We start from the raw sequence: 14,909 nt of genomic DNA, 5'->3' as shown, positions 1-14,909 counted from the left end.
GTGTTCTTCTGGTACCCGGTAAGGGTTTTCTCAGCCGGGAAGGCGAACGGGCATCAGCAGGTACAGGTAGCCCGGCGCCACGTTCCCATCCTCGTCCACCGGCTTGAGCAGCGCCGGTCGGCTGGGTGTGGTGAAGGACAAGTGGACTTTCTGCGTGCGGACGGCTCCGAGGCCGTCCAGCAGGTAGCCCGGGTTGAACGCGATGGTCACCGCGTCGCCGGTGTACTCGACGGGGAGTTCTTCCTCGGCCGATCCCTCGTCGTCGCCACCGGCCGAGAGACGCAGACCACCGTCGACGAACTCGAGGCGCACCTGCGTGCCGCGCTCGGCGACGAGCGACACGCGCTTGATCGCCTGCTGCAGCGCGTCGATGTCGATGATCGCCGCGGCCGAGTGCTCGGAGGGCAGCAGCTGGCGGTACTTCGGGAAGTCGGCGTCGAGCAGGCGGGTGGTGGTCCGCTTGCCGGAGCCGGACAGGCCGAGCAGTCCGTCGTTGGCCGCGAGCGACATCTCGACCTTGCTGCCGCCGGAGCCGAGCGTCTTCGCGGCGTCGCCGAGCGTGCGGGCCGGGACGAGGACGGCGACCTCGCCGAGGGACGCGTCGGGCTCCCACGGGAACTCGCGCATCGCGAGCCGGAACCGGTCGGTGGCGACGAGGGTCAGCTTGCCCTCGCCGATCTCGACGCGGACGCCGGTCAGCATCGGGAGCGTGTCGTCCTTGCCGGCCGCGACGGCGACCTGGCTGACCGCTTCGCCGAAGACCTCGCCGGGGAGCTCACCGATCAGCTGCGGCATCGACGGCAGAGCCGGGTAGTCCTCGACCGGCATCGTCGGGAGGCTGAACCTGGCGCTGCCACAGCTGATCATCATGCGAGCGCCGTCGACCGCGATCTCGACGGGGTGGTTCGGGAGCGCCTTGGTGATGTCGGCGAGAAGACGACCGGAGACCAGTGCGCGGCCGCCGTCGGCGATCGTCGCGGGGACGCCGACCTGAGCGGAGACCTCGTAGTCGAACCCGGAGACCGTCAGCGAATCGTCCGACTCCGCGTCGAGCAGCACGCCGCCGAGCACCGGAACCGGTGGACGGGACGGAAGGCTGCGAGCGACCCAGGCGACAGCGTCGGCCAAGCCGTCGCGTTCGACGCGGATCTTCATGAGGCGTCCTTTCCTCGACAGTCGACAAGCCCATCCACGACAACGTGCCAGTGGGGGGTCAGGGAGCCTCGACCCTCGGCTTCCCGAGGTGCGGAGCAACCACGTTAGAGCGTCCTGGCCCTTCCCGTCACTTCGGGGTTCGGGCACCGATCCCCGGGAACCATCCCCCGCTGTTTTGCTTTGAAGTTCTTCCTTGAAGAGAACCAACAGCAGTAACAGTAAGGGTTGTGGATTGTGGGGACAGCCGTTAAACCTGCAGGTCAAGGTGTCACCCACCATGGGGACAAAGGGGGGATGGCACCCGGGGACAGATCGGCGCACCCGGGGACAGCCAGTTGTGCACAGCTCGCGATCCACAGATCGTCCACAGTTGTCCCCGGGTGCGTCCCCGGGTGCGGGCCAGTTGTACCCGGGTGTTCAACAGGCTTCTGTGGCCAGATCGTGGCCGGGGCCACAGACTTTTCCAGTTGTCCCCACCCCTTCGAGTGCCGGGGGCGAACAGAAAGCTTCGCCGGGCGGGCGATCGAGCCTCGTCTACCTGGGTACGTGCGCGGCGCGTGGTGGTGGTTGGAGCCGCACGTACTGATGTATCCCCATGTCATCGCCGAACCGCTCCCCGGGTGCTCGCGTCCGAACCGCGGCCTCGCCCCCGGGTGCTCGCGGTCGGGTCGTGTCGCCGCCGTCGCGGGTCGAACGGACCCGTCGCGCGGCCGGGTCCGGGCGTGCGAAAAAGGGGCCCTCCGCGATGGAGGACCCCTTCGTTGCCACCCGGGTGGGTCAGGAGATGTGGCGGGCGCGCTGCTTGATGCGCGACGTCAGCTCCTGCACCTGGTCGTAGATGCGCCGGCGTTCGGCCATCTCCTTGCGGATCTTCTTGTCCGCGTGCATGACCGTCGTGTGGTCGCGGCCGCCGAACGTCTGGCCGATCTTCGGCAGCGACAGGTCCGTCAGCTCGCGGCACAGGTACATGGAGATCTGCCGCGCCTGAGCGAGCGCCTTCGTCTTGCCGGGGCCGCACAGGTCGTCGATCGAGACGCCGAAGAACTCGGCGGTGACCGCCATGATCATCGGCGCGGTGATCTCCGGCGCGTGCGAGTCGGGGATGAGGTCGCGCAGCACGATCTCGGCGAGCTGGATGTCGACCGGCTGGCGGTTGAGCGACGCGAACGCCGTGACGCGGATGAGCGCGCCCTCCAGCTCGCGGATGTTGCGTTCTATGCGGGAGGCGATGAACTCCAGCACGTCCGCGGGAGCCGCGAGCCGGTCCTGGGCCGCCTTCTTGCGCAGGATCGCGATCCGGGTCTCCAGCTCGGGCGGCTGGATGTCCGTGATCAGGCCCCACTCGAACCGCGTGCGCAGACGGTCTTCCAGCGTCTCCAGCCGCTTGGGCGGCCGGTCGCTCGACACCACGATCTGCTTGTTCGTGTTGTGGAGCGTGTTGAACGTGTGGAAGAACTCCTCCTGCGTACCTTCCTTGCCCTCCAGGAACTGGATGTCGTCGACGAGAAGAACGTCGATGTCCCGGTAGCGGCGCTGGAAGGCGACCTTGCGGTCGTCGCGCAGCGAGTTGATGAAGTCGTTGGTGAACTCCTCGGTCGACACGTACCGCACGCGCATGCCGGGGAACAGGCGCTGGGCGTAGTGCCCGACGGCGTGCAGCAGGTGCGTCTTGCCGAGGCCGCTCTCGCCCCAGATGAAGAGCGGGTTGTACGCACGGGCGGGAGCCTCGGCCACCGCGACGGCCGCGGCGTGCGCGAACCGGTTCGAGGCGCCGATGACGAACGTGTCGAAGTTGTACTTCTCGTTCAGCCGTGTCTGCGACGGCGACGGGTTCGCGGGCCGCGTGTACGGGAGGTTGGCGTTCGGCGCCATCCCGCTCGCGGTGTTCGCGGTGTTGAACGTCGGCCAGATCTCGGAGACGGCGGCGAGCGCGTCGCCGGCCTCGTCCACCTCTTCCTCGGCACCGTCGCCGGTGAGGTCGTCCGTGATCACGGGGCCGGGCGTGTCGCCGTTGGGGATCGCCGGGACGACCGGCACCACCGGCTGGGTGACCTGCGCGGTCTGGATCGCGTGGACCGAGATCGGCGTGGTCGGCGGGCTCACGACGGGACTCACCGGTTCCGGCGAGTCGACCTTCACCGCGAGCGAGACCGACCGGCCGAGCCTGCGGGAGAGCGCCGCGGTGATCGGGTCGCGCAGCGCGCGTTCGATCGCCTCTTTCGCGAAGTCACTGGGAGCAGCGAGCAGTGCCGTTCCGTCCAGCAGACCGATGGGACGGGTGACCCTCATCCACGCGCGCTGCTGAGGGGACAGGTGGCTGGTCGCCAGTTCCTGCACCACCTCGGCCCACACGAGACCAAGATCGACCTGCTGGTTCGACACCTCCGCGCTCCCCTCCCCTCCGCCGGAGCCCAAGACTCCACATGTGGACACGGAGAATAGAGGTATCCACAGAGTTATCCACAACTGTGCACTAAAAGGTGTGTTGTGTTGCCGGTCGGTGGCGGCTCCCACGCCAGCCCGGCATGCGCGAAGGACGAACGGTAACAAGGCCCGGCACGCCTCACAAGACGTGGTCTCGGCCACCCCGATTTGGTCGCCGCACCCGGGCATGCGTACCCTCGTACGAGTCTCCCGCTTGCGACGGGCGCCTTTCGCGCGCCTACGTCCACTGCCGTCGGGGACGACCACACAGGCTTTGTCAGCAGTGAAGCACCGGGAGACCGACCGTGAGCAAGGGTAAGCGCACCTTCCAGCCCAACAACCGCCGCCGCGCGAAGACGCACGGCTTCCGGCTGCGCATGCGGACCCGCGCCGGCCGCGCCATTCTGGCCGCGCGCCGTAGCAAGGGCCGTGCGACTCTGTCCGCCTGACAGCGGCTGGTAAGCGCAGCGTCGTCGTGCTACCACCGGCCGCCCGGCTCACCCGCAGCCAGGACTTCGGCCTGGTGGTCCGCCGAGGCCGCCGCGCCGGACGACCCCGGTTGGTCGTCCACGTCTTGAAGCCCGACGTGCCCACCTTGGATTCGTCCAAGGTGGGCTTCGTCGTGAGCAAGGCAGTCGGCAACTCGGTGGTCCGCCACCGCGTCTACCGCCGCCTGCGCCACGTCGTCCGCCCGGCACTGGAAGAGCTGCCGCCGGGAACTCTCGTCGTGGTCAGGGCGTTGGCACCAGCAGCCGAGGCGTCGAGCTCCGAGCTCGCCGCCGATCTCACTTCCGCCCTGCGCAAGGTGCTGCGATGACCACGTTGCCCGCGAAGGTCGCGCTGCTGCCGGTGCACTTCTATCGGAAGTTCATCTCGCCGCTGCTGCCACCGACCTGTCGCTTCTACCCCAGCTGCAGCGCGTACGCGGTGGAGGCGTTGACCGTCCACGGTGCGCTGCGAGGAACCTGGCTGACCATCCGCCGGTTGCTGCGCTGCGGACCCTGGCACCCTGGAGGCCTGGACCCCGTTCCGCCGAGGCGGCAGGTCCCCGACGTATCCACCGAGGAGTAGCTCCCGTGCTCAACTTCATCTACTACCCGGTGTCCTTCATCTTGTGGTGTTGGCACTGGGTGTTCGGCAAGGTCTTCGGTGAGTCGAGTGGCTTCGCCTGGGCGCTGGCCGTCATCTTCCTGGTCTTCACCCTCCGCGCCATCCTCTTCAAGCCGTTCGTCGGCCAGGTGCGCTCCATGCGGCGGATGCAGGAGTTCGCGCCGGAGATGCAGAAGATCAAGAAGAAGTACCCGAACGACCGCCAGCGCCAGGCGCAGGAGATGCAGAAGCTGCAGTCCGAGCACGGTGTCAACCCGCTCGGCGGCTGCCTGCCGATGCTGGTGCAGATCCCGGTGTTCATCGGTCTGTTCCACGTGCTGCGCTCGTTCAAGCCCGGCTGGGGCGAGGTCTACTTCTTCGACAAGCAGGGCGTCGACTCGTTCGTCAACGCCAAGCTCTTCGGCACGAACCTCTCGACGTTCATCACGATGCCGTCCGACCAGCTCGCGACGTTCGGCACCGAACGCCTGAACGTCATCCTGCTGTCGGTGCCGCTGATGATCGTGGCGTCCATCGCGACCCACTTCACGGCGCGTCACTCGGTGGCCCGCCAGAACCAGGCCGCGCTGGACAACCCGCAGACGGCCATCATGAACAAGCTGACGCTCTGGATCTTCCCCCTGGGCGTCCTCGCCGGCGGTTTCTTCTTCCCTGTCGCGATCCTGCTGTACTGGCTGTCCAACAACGCGTGGACCCTCGGCCAGCAGCACTTCGTGTACAAGCGCATCGACGCCGAGGAAGAGGAGAAGAAGGCCACGGTCGTCGAGACCCGCCAGGCCCTCGCTCCCAAGCCGGGCGCGAAGCCGGTCAACCCGAAGAAGCCCGCCTCCGGAGCCAAGCCGGCCAACGGCGCCAAGCGCATGCCGACCGCGGGCCCGAGCGGCGCACCGAAGGCCTCCGCGCCCAAGGCCTCTTCGCCGGACGCCACCAACGGCAGCTCCAACACCGAGATTCCCGGCCTGACCCCAGGCCGATCCACCAGCAAGAAGCCGGGCAGCAAGAAGCGCCGCTGATTTCGGGCGTTGCCCCGGAGAGGAGACATCGTGTCGGAGACCTTGCAGGCGACCGACGACGTGGAGGCGTCGTCGGAGGCCGCAGCCGAGTCCGAGACCACGGCCGCGGCCGAGTCCGAGACCGGGACCGAGCCGCAGTCGCAGAGCAAGACCGAGGACCTGCTCGTCCAGGAAGGCGACATCGCGGGCGACTACCTCGAGCGCCTGCTCGACCTGCTCGACTACGACGGCGACATCGACCTGGACGTGGAGAGCGGCCGGGCCATCGTCAGCATCGACGGCGGCGAAGACCTCGCCAAGCTGGTGGGCCCCCGAGGCAACGTCCTCGAGTCGCTGCAGGAACTCACCCGCCTCGCCGTCCAGCAGGAAACGGGAGTCCGCTCCCGCCTCATGCTCGACATCGCCCAGTGGCGAGCGGGCCGCCGCGCCGAACTGGCCGAGATGGGCCGCACCACCGCGGAGAAGGTCGTCGCCTCCGGGGAGCGCGCCCGCCTGCACCCGATGACCCCGTTCGAGCGCAAGGTCGTCCACGACGCCGTTGCCTCGGTGGCGGGTGTGCACAGCGAGAGCGAGGGTGAGGAGCCGCAGCGGCGGGTCATCATCTTCCCCAAGCCGTAAGCGGCACCGCTTTCACTCACGGCCCCTGGTTCCTGTTGGAACCGGGGGCCGTTTGCTGTGTCTGGGGTGGGAGGGGCGAGGTTGGGCGCTGGGGTGCAAGGGCGAGGCTGGAGTGAGGGCGGCTGGCTGCAGGGCGGACTGCGGAGCGTGGGAGGGCGCAGTGCGTAGAGCGAAGGGCGTTGGGCTGAGGATGGGCGGCGCTGAGTCGAGTGCGCTGACAAGAGCGCAGAGCCTGCGGCGGCTCACTGGAAGGCGGAGCGCGTGGCGACGGCGCAGCCAAGCACCCCCAGGTCTCGACGCAATGGCCAAACCGAGGCGCCCTCCCTGTGCTGGAAGCGAAGCAGAAGGCGAGCACCTGTTCCGTCAACGGCGATGCCCGGCGCAGGCTCGGTGTCGTCCGCGATACGCACCCCTGCGGCAACTCACTGTGTCGGCATCTCCCCCGCTGAAACTTGCCCCCAACCCTCTGGCCGACTCCTCTGGCCGACCTCGCACGCCGGCCCCGCGCGCTGTTCCACGTGAAACCCAACTACCGCCCGGCCCACCAAGCGGCCAGCCACTCCTCCTGTGCCACCGTGTCCGGCACGGGGAACCCCCGAGCCGCCGAGATCAACCGCCACGCCTCCCCCGGCTCCACCCCCTCCATCCCCAACAGCAACGCGGCCAACAACGACGACCGCCCGATCCCCGCCCAGCAGTGGAACACCACGTGCGCCCCACCCCGGTACAGCGAGTGGAGCGGCTCGACGACGCTCACCGCGGCCGCCACGTCAGGCACCGAGCGATCCGAGATTGGGAAGCAGACGTACTGGAGTCCGGCGGCCAGCACCACCCGCTCCTGATCCACGAGGTCGCACTCGACCCGTTCCTCATCGGTCTGAGCGGACACCAGGACGTCCACCCCGAGGTGGCGCAGCCCTCGAACTTTCCCTTCCAGTAGAGCGCCGCCAGCCGGGTGCGCCATCGTTGAGACGGCGCCGGGACCGCTCCAGGCGACGGTGTAGAGAGTCGGGCGCAACTTTCCCCCAAGTTTCACGTGAAACGGCGCTCAGGATTTGGCGGAGCACACGGTCGATCCGTCATGATGGTGCCCTGGCATTCGCCAGCTTTTCCACCGGCCGCCGGAACGTCGCCGCCGCGTGGTTTCACGTGAAACGCTCACGGACGGAGAACATGGCCGGGGAGTTGCCCGACAACGCGAAGCTCGTCTTCGGTGAGCACGTTGAGCGTGCCGCCGAGTTCGTCAGGCTCCTGGAGGAGCACGGCGTCGAGCGTGGACTTATCGGTCCCCGCGAGGTCGACAAGATTTGGGAACGGCACGTGCTCAACTCGGCGGTGATCGAGGAGCTGTTCGACAAGAACGAACGTGTCGTGGACGTTGGCTCAGGTGCCGGGTTGCCTGGGGTGCCGCTGGCGATCGCGCGGCCCGACCTGAGGATCACGCTTCTTGAGCCGATGGCGCGCCGCATCGCCTGGCTTGAGGAAGTGAAGGAACGGCTGAGCCTCGACAACGTGACGGTCCTCCGCGGCCGCGCCGAGGAAGGGCCGGTGCGGAAGCAGCTGCTGAACTGCGACGTGGTCACGGCGCGGGCGGTGGCTCCGCTGGAGAAGCTCGCGAAGTGGTGCCTGCCGCTTCTCAAGGGCGGCGGACGGATGGTGGCGCTCAAGGGCGAGCGCGCTGAAGAAGAGCTCGACCGCGACGGCGGTGCGGTGGCCAAGCTCGGGGGCGTCAACCCCGAGGTCGTCGTCGTGGGAGCGGACGTACTTGAGGTGCCTACGACGGTGCTCATCGTGGAGCGCCAGACGCGGAGGGATCGGTGAGCGTGTACCCCGAGTTTCAGGCTGCCGATGTTCCACGTGAAACGAAGCCCTCCAAACCCAAATTCAAGCCGACCAACAACGGAGATGACAGCGCCGTGGTGTGGACCCCGATTGCAGAAGAGGCGGCTCGTGCGGCAAGCGTGCTGCACCCCGACGAGTCACTGCTCCCCCGCCCGACTCATCGCCGGGTGATGACCGTCGCCAACCAGAAGGGTGGCGTCGGCAAGACGACGAGCACGGTGAACCTCGCCGCCGCGCTCGCCATTCACGGACTCAAGACGCTCGTGATCGACCTCGACCCGCAGGGCAACGCCAGCACGGCGCTCTCGGTCGAGCACCGCAGCGGCACGCCGTCCGTCTACGAGGTGCTGATCGGTGAGATCTCCATCGCCGAGGCGGCTCAGGTCAGCCCGACGTCTCCGAACCTCTACTGCGTGCCCGCGACGATCGACCTGGCCGGCGCCGAGATCGAGCTCGTCTCGATGGTGGCCCGCGAGTCGCGGCTCAAGGAGGCGCTGAGCCCGGAGGCTCTGGACCAGCTGCAGCCCGACTACGTGTTCATCGACTGCCCGCCGAGCCTCGGCCTGCTGACCGTCAACGCGATGGTCGCCGCGCAGGAGGTGCTGATCCCCATCCAGTGCGAGTACTACGCGCTGGAGGGTCTGAGCCAGCTCCTGCGCAACATCGAGCTCGTGCAGCAGCACCTCAACCCCGACCTCGCCATCTCCACGATCCTCCTCACGATGTACGACGGCCGCACGAAGCTCGCGGACCAGGTGACCAGTGAGGTGCGTGGCCACTTCGGCGACGTCGCCCTCAAGACCGTGATTCCGCGCAGCGTGAAGGTCTCAGAGGCACCAGGATTCGGGCAGACGGTGTTGACGTACGACCCGGGCTCGCGCGGGTCCATGAGCTACCTCGACGCCGCCAAGGAGATCGCGATTCGCGGGGCCAAGAGGGAGGGCGCATGACGGAACAGCGCAAGGGCGGACTGGGGCGCGGTCTCGCCGCGCTCATCCCCCAGGGTCCGCCGGTCGGTGCGCCTAGCGCCATCCGGCCCGCGGCGGCGGTCGGCAACGGAGCCGCCTCCAAGACGCTGACGCAGCAGCCGGCCGGTGAGGTCGCGGGTGCTGTGTACCGCGAGATCGCGGTCACCGCGATCAGGACGAACGCCAAGCAGCCACGCCAGGTGTTCGACCAGGACGCGATCGACGAGCTCTCGTTCTCCATCAAGGAGTTCGGGCTCATGCAGCCGATCGTGGTCCGCGAGCTCACCGCGGACACGTTCGAACTCGTCATGGGCGAGCGCCGGTGGCGCGCCACGCAGCAGGCCGGGCTCAAGACGATCCCGGCGATCGTGCGGCAGACCGCCGACGACGTCATGCTGCGCGACGCGTTGCTGGAGAACATCCACCGCGTCCAGCTCAACCCGCTCGAAGAGGCGGCGGCCTACCAGCAGCTGCTGGAGGAGTTCGGGGTCACGCACGAGGAGCTCGCCGACCGCATCGGCCGCAGCCGCCCCGTCGTCACGAACACCATCCGGCTGCTGAAGCTCCCCCTCGCCGTCCAGCGACGGGTCGCGGCGGGCGTGCTGAGCGCCGGTCACGCGCGGGCGCTCCTCGGTCTGGACGACGCCGGCGCGCAGGAAGATCTCGCGGCACGGATCATCGCCGAGGGCATGTCGGTCCGCGCGACCGAAGAAGCGGTCACGATCGCCAAGAACGAGAAGCCCAAGAAGGAGAAGGCCGCGCCGCGCAAGCAGATGCACGCGCCCGGTCTGCAGGAGCTCGCCGAGCGCCTCTCCGACAACTTCGACACCCGCGTGAAGGTCGAACTCGGGCAGCGAAAAGGGCGGATCGTCGTCGAATTCGGGTCGGTTGATGATCTTCAAAGGATCATCGGCATGATGAGCCCAGAAACGACAATTCGGACATCGGAGTAGGCCCATAGGATCACACCAGGGCCTTATGTCACGGTGACGATGACGCCCCGCATCCTTACGGATACGGGGCGTCACCTATTTGTCGATCAGTGAATGGCGACCTTCGTGATCGTCAAGCCGCCGATCGGGACGACCTGACCCGGTTCGAACGACCGCCGAACCGTCGCGCCGTTCGAACCCGTGTACTCGACCCAGCCGTAGTTGCTGTCGTCCGGGTTGACGCTCGACGAACGGGGAAGCGTGACCCCGAGCGTGCCGGCGTCGCCGAAGCAACTCGTCCTCTGGGCACCGGACCCGTCGACCCAGTGGATCTTCACGCCGTCCACCGAACAGTCGACCTGCTCGGTCGCGAGGGCCGGCGTCGCCATGCAGAACGTTGCCGCCAGCGCAGCGGCGAGCGTGACAATGCGCAAGTTGTCCCCCTTGATCGAATCCCCCTTCACGGCCAGTCTGTCGGCGCACGCGCACGGGGCAAGCTTTTTCGGCGCAAACAAAAAGTGCGGCGCCGAGAAGCTCGGCACCGCACCTTCAAAGGTCGAACGTCAGCGAGCGACAGCCCGCTCGATCAACCCGGCGTAGATCTCCCCCAACGACTGCCCCGCCGCCTCGACGGCCATCGGCAGGAGCGACGTCTCGGTCAGCCCCGGCGACACGTTCACTTCGAGGAAGTAGACAGTGCCGTCCTCGGCCACGACCGCGTCGGTCCGCGACACGTCCCGCAGCCCGAGCAACCGGTGCGCCGCCACCGCGAGCTCACCGACCGCCTTGGCCGCCACCGCGTCCAACCGGGCCGGCGCGTGGAAGTCCGTCAGCCCCGCCGTGTACCGGGCGGTGTAGTCGTACACCCCGCTCTCCGGAACGATCTCGACCGCGGGCAGCGCGTACGGCCCTTCCGGACCGTCGACCACCGACACGGCCACCTCCACCCCGGAGATGAACTGCTCGGCCAGCACGGTGTCCCCGTACGCCAGGCACCCGACCATCGCCGGCGGCAGTTCGGCCGCGTCACGAACGACCTGGGCACCCAGGGCGGAGCCACCCTGGTCCGGCTTCAGCATCAACGGCAGCCCGAGCGTCGAGACCATCGCGTCCAGCACGGGCCGCGCGCCCAGCTCCCGGAACGTCGCGTGCGGCAGCACGATCCACTCCGGCGTCGCCAGCCCGGCACGGGCCAGCTCGGCCTTCGCGGTCGGCTTGTCCCACGCCCGGCGGCACGCCCGCGAGTCCGTGCCCACGTACGGCACGCCGAACATTTCGAGGATCGCCTGCACCGAGCCGTTCTCACCCTCACCGCCGTGCAGGGCGACGACGACGGCATCCGGGCGCGACGACTGCAGGCGCGAGAGCAACGAGGCGTCGGCGTCCCACTCCTCCACAGTCAGGCCCACCGACCGCAGGGCAGCCGACAGACGGCGGCCGGAGCGGATCGAGACCTCGCGTTCGTGGGAGAGCCCACCGGACAGCACAGCGACCATGCGGTCAGCCACAGCACAACTCCAAGGATCAGGCGGTGTCAGGCGACGGGGTCTGCGGACCGGACAGCTGACGGCCCGGCGTCGCCCCGAAGGTCGCGGCCAGCTGCATCTCCTCCTCGATGACGTTCGCCAGACGGCGGACGCCCTCGCGGATGCGCTCCGGGGTCGGGTAGCAGTACGAGATGCGCAACTGCCGGGAGCCGAACCCGTCCGCGTAGAAACCGGTGCCGGACGCGTAGGCCACGCGGGCCGTCACGGCACGGGGAAGCATCGCCTTCGTGTCGATGCCCTCCGGCACCGTCACCCAGACGTAGAAACCGCCGTCGGGGATGTTCCACGTGGAACCTTGCGGCATGTGCTGTTCGAGGGCCGAGATCGCCGCGTCACGCCGTTCCCGGTACGCCTCGCGGTACGTCTTGATCTGACCCTTCCAGTCCTGGGTCGAGAGGTACCGCGACACGATCATCTGGTTCAGCGTCGGCGGGCACAGCGTGGCCGACTCGGCCGCCAGCACCAGCTTCTCGCGGACGGCGTGCGGCGCCAGCACCCAGCCGACCCGCAGACCCGCCGCGAACGTCTTGGAGAACGACCCGAGGTACACGACGTTGTCCGGGTCCATCGACCGCAGAGCCGGGTACGTCTGACCGTCGAAGCCCAGCAGCCCGTACGGGTTGTCCTCCACGACCAGCACGCCGTACGTCCGGCAGATCTCCAGGATCTCGGCCCGTCGCGACACCGCCAGCGTCACGCCGGCCGGGTTGTGGAAGTTCGGGATCGTGTAGAGGAACTTGACCCGCTGACCGGCACGACGACAAGCCTCCAGCGCCTCTCGCAGCAACGAGGGCACGAGACCGTCAGCGTCCATCGCCACGTGGACGACCTGCGCCTGGTACGCCGTGAACGACCCGAGGGCGCCCACATAAGAAGGTCCCTCGGCGATCACCACGTCACCGGGGTCGCAGAAGATCCGGGTGACCATGTCGAGGCCCATCTGCGAGCCCACGGTCACCACCACGTCGTCCGGGTGGCCGTTGATGCCTTCCAACGCCATGACGTCGCAGATCTGCTCGCGCAGCGTCGGAACACCGTGCGCCGAGCCGTACTGCAGCGCCACGAGCCCCTCGGACGCCACCAGCTGACCGATCTCCTCGGACAGCGACTCCAGCGGCAACGCGGCCAGGTGCGGCATGCCGCCGGCCAGCGAGACCACCTCGGGACGGGACGCGACTGCGAAGAGTGCCCGGATCTCCGATGCCGTCATCCCTGCCGTGCGCGCTGCGTAGCGGCGGAGGTGGGGGTCAAGGCTTCTGGGGCCCTGCTTGGCTGGCTGACCGGGCATCGTCATGGGGACTCCTGTATGGGAAATGTCCCGAGCGAGTGTAACCGTCGTCCCGTTCAGGGCACGCGCCTTCCGGGTTCCGTCACATTCGCCTACCCTCGTATGGGTTCACTGTGTGTGTTAACGGGTGGAGGTCGGGGTGTCCCGTCGCGTCGTGGGCGTCACGCTGGACAACCTGGAGCATCTCTCCAAGCACAGCAGGACGTGCGTTTTCTGGGAGTTGGCTCCTCACCTGCGCGAACAGGCGGAGGAATACGGCGACACCGAGTTCGAGAAGGAAGCCTGGGTCTCCAGCGTCCTGCTCGAATGGGGTTCGTGCGGTCGTTTGATCTACTGCGACGGCATCCCCGCTGGTTCGGTGTTCTACGCACCACCGGCGGCCGTTCCGCGCAGCGCCGCCTTCCCCACCTCTCCGGTGAGCCCGGACGCCGTCCTCATGACGTCGCTGGACGTGCTCCCCGAGTTCCGAGGGGGAGGACTCGCGCGCGTGCTCGTCCAGGCCGTGGCGAAGGATCTGACGCGTCGTGGCGTGAAGGCCATCGAGGCGTTCGGCGACATGCGCCCGGACGACGAGGGCGCCAGTTGCGTCACGCCGGCCGACTTCCTCACGAGCGTCGGCTTCAAGACCGTGCGGCCGCACCCCCGCTGGCCCCGGTTGCGCATGGAGCTCCGCAGCTCCATCACCTGGAAGGAAGACGTGGAGGCCGCCCTGGAGCGCCTTCTCAACAGCGTCACCGTCTCGACGGCGGAACCCAGCTTCCGACCGGTCTAGGACAGCGAAAAGGGCCCCTCCAGCACAGCGGAGGGGCCCTTTTCGTCAGATCAGCTCTTCGACATCTCGTAGCGCAGCAGGTCGTTGAACGTGAACGTGCCCGTCGGCTGGTCGTCCTTGCCGAGCAGGTACAGGCGCTTCACGGCCACGAGGATGCCCTCGGCCACGATGTCGCGGAAACCGGGCGTGGCCAGGCGGGCGCGGTCCTCGGCGTTCGTCAGGTAGCCCACCTCGACGCGGACGGCCGTGCAGCGGGTGAGCCGCAGCAGGTCCCACGTCTTCGGGTGCGAACCGCAGCTCGACATCGTCGTGCGGGCCGTGACCTCGCGCTGGATGAACCCGGCGAGCGCCTCACCGACCGTGGACGACGTGCCGTTGCCCGTGCCGTAGTGGAACGTGGCCACGCCCTGCGCGTTCGGCGACGAGTTGCCGTCGCTGTGCAGCGACAGGATCAGGTCGGCACCCGCCTCGTTGGCGAACCGGGCGCGCTCCCCCTCGTCAGGGCAGTTGTCGGGACCGCGCGTCAGCAGGGCCTCCATGCCGGTGGCCGCCATCTTGCCTTCGAGGCGACGGGCCAGGTCCAGCATCAGGTCGGCCTCGGACAGCCCGTCCACGACCACACCGCGGTCCTGGCCGCCGTGGCCGGGGTCGATGACGATCCGCTTGCCGGACAGGCGCGAGCCGGCGCCGCGCAGGCGTTCCTGTTCGCGCAGCAGCTGCGGGCGGCCGCCGCGGACCTTCGGCTGGAGCTGGCGCAACGCGCGCACCGTGTCCGGTCCGCACATGCCGTCGACGATCAGGCCGTAGTCGCGCTGGAAGTTCCTCAGCGCCTGCTCGGTCTGCTGACCGAACACGCCGTTCGCGCGGCCGGCGTCGTAGCCGAGCTCCAGCATGCGTTCCTGCAGCATCAGGACGTCGTCACCGGTCGTCGGCTGCGACATCAGGTACGCGAGCGGCCGGTCCCCCAACCGGAACGTCGCGTCGCGCAGCGAGCGATAGGTCGCCGGTCCGACGATGCCGTCGATGATCAGCCCCCGCTGCTGCTGAAACGCGCGCACTGCGTGCTCGACCTGCTGGTCGAACACCGGCGGCGCCTGTGGGTCGGCCGGCGGAAGCAGTCCGAGCCTGGTCAGGGTCGACCGGATCTCGGCAACATCACTTCCGACGTCCCCGCGGCGGAGCAGCTGCATGCACCCTCGCTCGACTAGGGCGCCGAACCTGGTCGGCGCGTCAGTTGGGA

16 protein-coding genes are annotated in these 14,909 nt (G+C 68.3%); 9 read left to right on the top strand and 7 right to left on the bottom strand.

Translation table 11 applies throughout. From position 1 onward, the window contains the following. Positions 1-30: 30 nt before the first annotated feature. Together dnaN and dnaA are read right to left on the bottom strand one after the other, a co-directional pair. A complete protein-coding gene (dnaN, locus tag ACFWN2_RS29150; protein ID WP_382432725.1) occupies positions 31-1,155 on the bottom strand; it encodes a DNA polymerase III subunit beta in 1,125 nt (374 codons plus the stop codon). Between the two features lie 777 nt (positions 1,156-1,932). Then, the gene (gene dnaA, locus ACFWN2_RS29145; protein ID WP_382432723.1) at positions 1,933-3,537 is read right to left on the bottom strand and encodes a chromosomal replication initiator protein DnaA; all 1,605 of its coding nucleotides are present in this window, start codon (positions 3,535-3,537) and stop codon (positions 1,933-1,935) included. Between the two features lie 347 nt (positions 3,538-3,884). Between dnaA and rpmH the strand changes: the two genes are divergently transcribed. The 5 genes from rpmH to ACFWN2_RS29120 are packed head-to-tail and all read left to right on the top strand — an operon-like array spanning position 3,885 to position 6,320. Then, complete coding sequence (gene rpmH, locus ACFWN2_RS29140; protein ID WP_030465619.1) at positions 3,885-4,028, top strand: 50S ribosomal protein L34; 144 nt, start codon at positions 3,885-3,887, stop codon at positions 4,026-4,028. Between the two features lie 26 nt (positions 4,029-4,054). Continuing rightward, the gene (rnpA, locus tag ACFWN2_RS29135; RefSeq protein ID WP_382432721.1) at positions 4,055-4,396 is read left to right on the top strand and encodes a ribonuclease P protein component; all 342 of its coding nucleotides are present in this window, start codon (positions 4,055-4,057) and stop codon (positions 4,394-4,396) included. Further along, positions 4,393-4,650, top strand: coding sequence for a membrane protein insertion efficiency factor YidD (gene yidD, locus ACFWN2_RS29130; protein WP_030480223.1), 258 nt, complete (start codon positions 4,393-4,395; stop codon positions 4,648-4,650). The genes rnpA and yidD overlap by 4 nt, the downstream gene beginning before the upstream one ends. A gap of 5 nt (positions 4,651-4,655) precedes the next feature. Next, the gene (gene yidC / locus ACFWN2_RS29125; protein WP_382432718.1) at positions 4,656-5,702 is read left to right on the top strand and encodes a membrane protein insertase YidC; all 1,047 of its coding nucleotides are present in this window, start codon (positions 4,656-4,658) and stop codon (positions 5,700-5,702) included. Between the two features lie 30 nt (positions 5,703-5,732). Beyond that, entirely contained in the window at positions 5,733-6,320 is a 588-nt protein-coding gene (locus ACFWN2_RS29120; RefSeq protein ID WP_382432716.1) for a protein jag, read from the top strand. Between the two features lie 529 nt (positions 6,321-6,849). On the opposite strand, the gene ACFWN2_RS29115 is transcribed toward ACFWN2_RS29120, so the two are convergent. Beyond that, positions 6,850-7,284 carry a hypothetical protein gene (locus ACFWN2_RS29115; RefSeq protein ID WP_382432714.1) on the bottom strand — a complete coding sequence of 145 codons (435 nt, stop codon included), beginning with the start codon at positions 7,282-7,284 and terminating at the stop codon, positions 6,850-6,852. 209 nt (positions 7,285-7,493) lie between these two features. Between ACFWN2_RS29115 and rsmG the strand changes: the two genes are divergently transcribed. From rsmG to ACFWN2_RS29100, 3 genes are all read left to right on the top strand, one after another. Further along, complete coding sequence (rsmG, locus tag ACFWN2_RS29110) at positions 7,494-8,141, top strand: 16S rRNA (guanine(527)-N(7))-methyltransferase RsmG (protein WP_382432794.1); 648 nt, start codon at positions 7,494-7,496, stop codon at positions 8,139-8,141. Positions 8,142-8,236: 95 nt separating this feature from the next. Continuing rightward, on the top strand, positions 8,237-9,112 hold the full coding sequence (locus ACFWN2_RS29105) for a ParA family protein (protein WP_382432712.1): 876 nt from the start codon (positions 8,237-8,239) through the stop codon (positions 9,110-9,112). Further along, positions 9,109-10,083 (top strand): ParB/RepB/Spo0J family partition protein, encoded by a 975-nt coding sequence (locus tag ACFWN2_RS29100; protein ID WP_382432710.1) that lies wholly within the window; start codon positions 9,109-9,111, stop codon positions 10,081-10,083. The genes ACFWN2_RS29105 and ACFWN2_RS29100 overlap by 4 nt, the downstream gene beginning before the upstream one ends. 86 nt (positions 10,084-10,169) lie before the next feature. Here the strand turns inward: ACFWN2_RS29100 and ACFWN2_RS29095 are convergent, their stop codons facing one another. From ACFWN2_RS29095 to ACFWN2_RS29085, 3 genes are read right to left on the bottom strand one after another with little or no spacing between them, the layout of a single operon-like run. After that, positions 10,170-10,604, bottom strand: a complete 435-nt coding sequence (locus ACFWN2_RS29095) for a hypothetical protein (protein ID WP_382432708.1) — start codon at positions 10,602-10,604, stop codon at positions 10,170-10,172. Positions 10,605-10,625: 21 nt separating this feature from the next. Continuing rightward, positions 10,626-11,570, bottom strand: coding sequence for a D-alanine--D-alanine ligase (locus ACFWN2_RS29090; RefSeq protein ID WP_382432706.1), 945 nt, complete (start codon positions 11,568-11,570; stop codon positions 10,626-10,628). Between the two features lie 16 nt (positions 11,571-11,586). After that, positions 11,587-12,903 carry a PLP-dependent aminotransferase family protein gene (locus ACFWN2_RS29085; protein ID WP_382432704.1) on the bottom strand — a complete coding sequence of 439 codons (1,317 nt, stop codon included), beginning with the start codon at positions 12,901-12,903 and terminating at the stop codon, positions 11,587-11,589. Positions 12,904-13,036: 133 nt separating this feature from the next. Here ACFWN2_RS29085 and ACFWN2_RS29080 point away from each other — a divergent pair, with 133 nt between their 5' ends. Then, complete coding sequence (locus ACFWN2_RS29080; RefSeq protein ID WP_382432702.1) at positions 13,037-13,669, top strand: GNAT family N-acetyltransferase; 633 nt, start codon at positions 13,037-13,039, stop codon at positions 13,667-13,669. 50 nt (positions 13,670-13,719) lie between these two features. Here ACFWN2_RS29080 and ACFWN2_RS29075 read toward each other — a convergent pair whose 3' ends face one another. Beyond that, a complete protein-coding gene (locus ACFWN2_RS29075; RefSeq protein ID WP_382432700.1) occupies positions 13,720-14,859 on the bottom strand; it encodes an N-acetylmuramoyl-L-alanine amidase in 1,140 nt (379 codons plus the stop codon). Positions 14,860-14,909 lie beyond the last annotated feature (50 nt).

This window comes from Lentzea sp. NPDC058436 (assembly GCF_042721515.1).
Taxonomy (GTDB): domain Bacteria; phylum Actinomycetota; class Actinomycetes; order Mycobacteriales; family Pseudonocardiaceae; genus Lentzea.
This window is presented reverse-complemented; position numbering and strand designations above follow the sequence as displayed.

Bases quoted from the DNA above. Each gene is read 5' to 3' on its own strand.
- dnaN (WP_382432725.1), bottom strand. From the start codon at position 1,155: ATGAAGATCCGCGTCGAACGCGACGGCTTGGCCGACGCTGTCGCCTGG.
- yidD (WP_030480223.1), top strand. From the start codon at position 4,393: ATGACCACGTTGCCCGCGAAGGTCGCGCTGCTGCCGGTGCACTTCTAT.
- ACFWN2_RS29115 (WP_382432714.1), bottom strand. From the start codon at position 7,284: ATGGCGCACCCGGCTGGCGGCGCTCTACTGGAAGGGAAAGTTCGAGGG.
- rsmG (WP_382432794.1), top strand. From the start codon at position 7,494: ATGGCCGGGGAGTTGCCCGACAACGCGAAGCTCGTCTTCGGTGAGCAC.
- ACFWN2_RS29100 (WP_382432710.1), top strand. From the start codon at position 9,109: ATGACGGAACAGCGCAAGGGCGGACTGGGGCGCGGTCTCGCCGCGCTC.
- ACFWN2_RS29085 (WP_382432704.1), bottom strand. From the start codon at position 12,903: ATGACGATGCCCGGTCAGCCAGCCAAGCAGGGCCCCAGAAGCCTTGAC.
- ACFWN2_RS29075 (WP_382432700.1), bottom strand. From the start codon at position 14,859: ATGCAGCTGCTCCGCCGCGGGGACGTCGGAAGTGATGTTGCCGAGATC.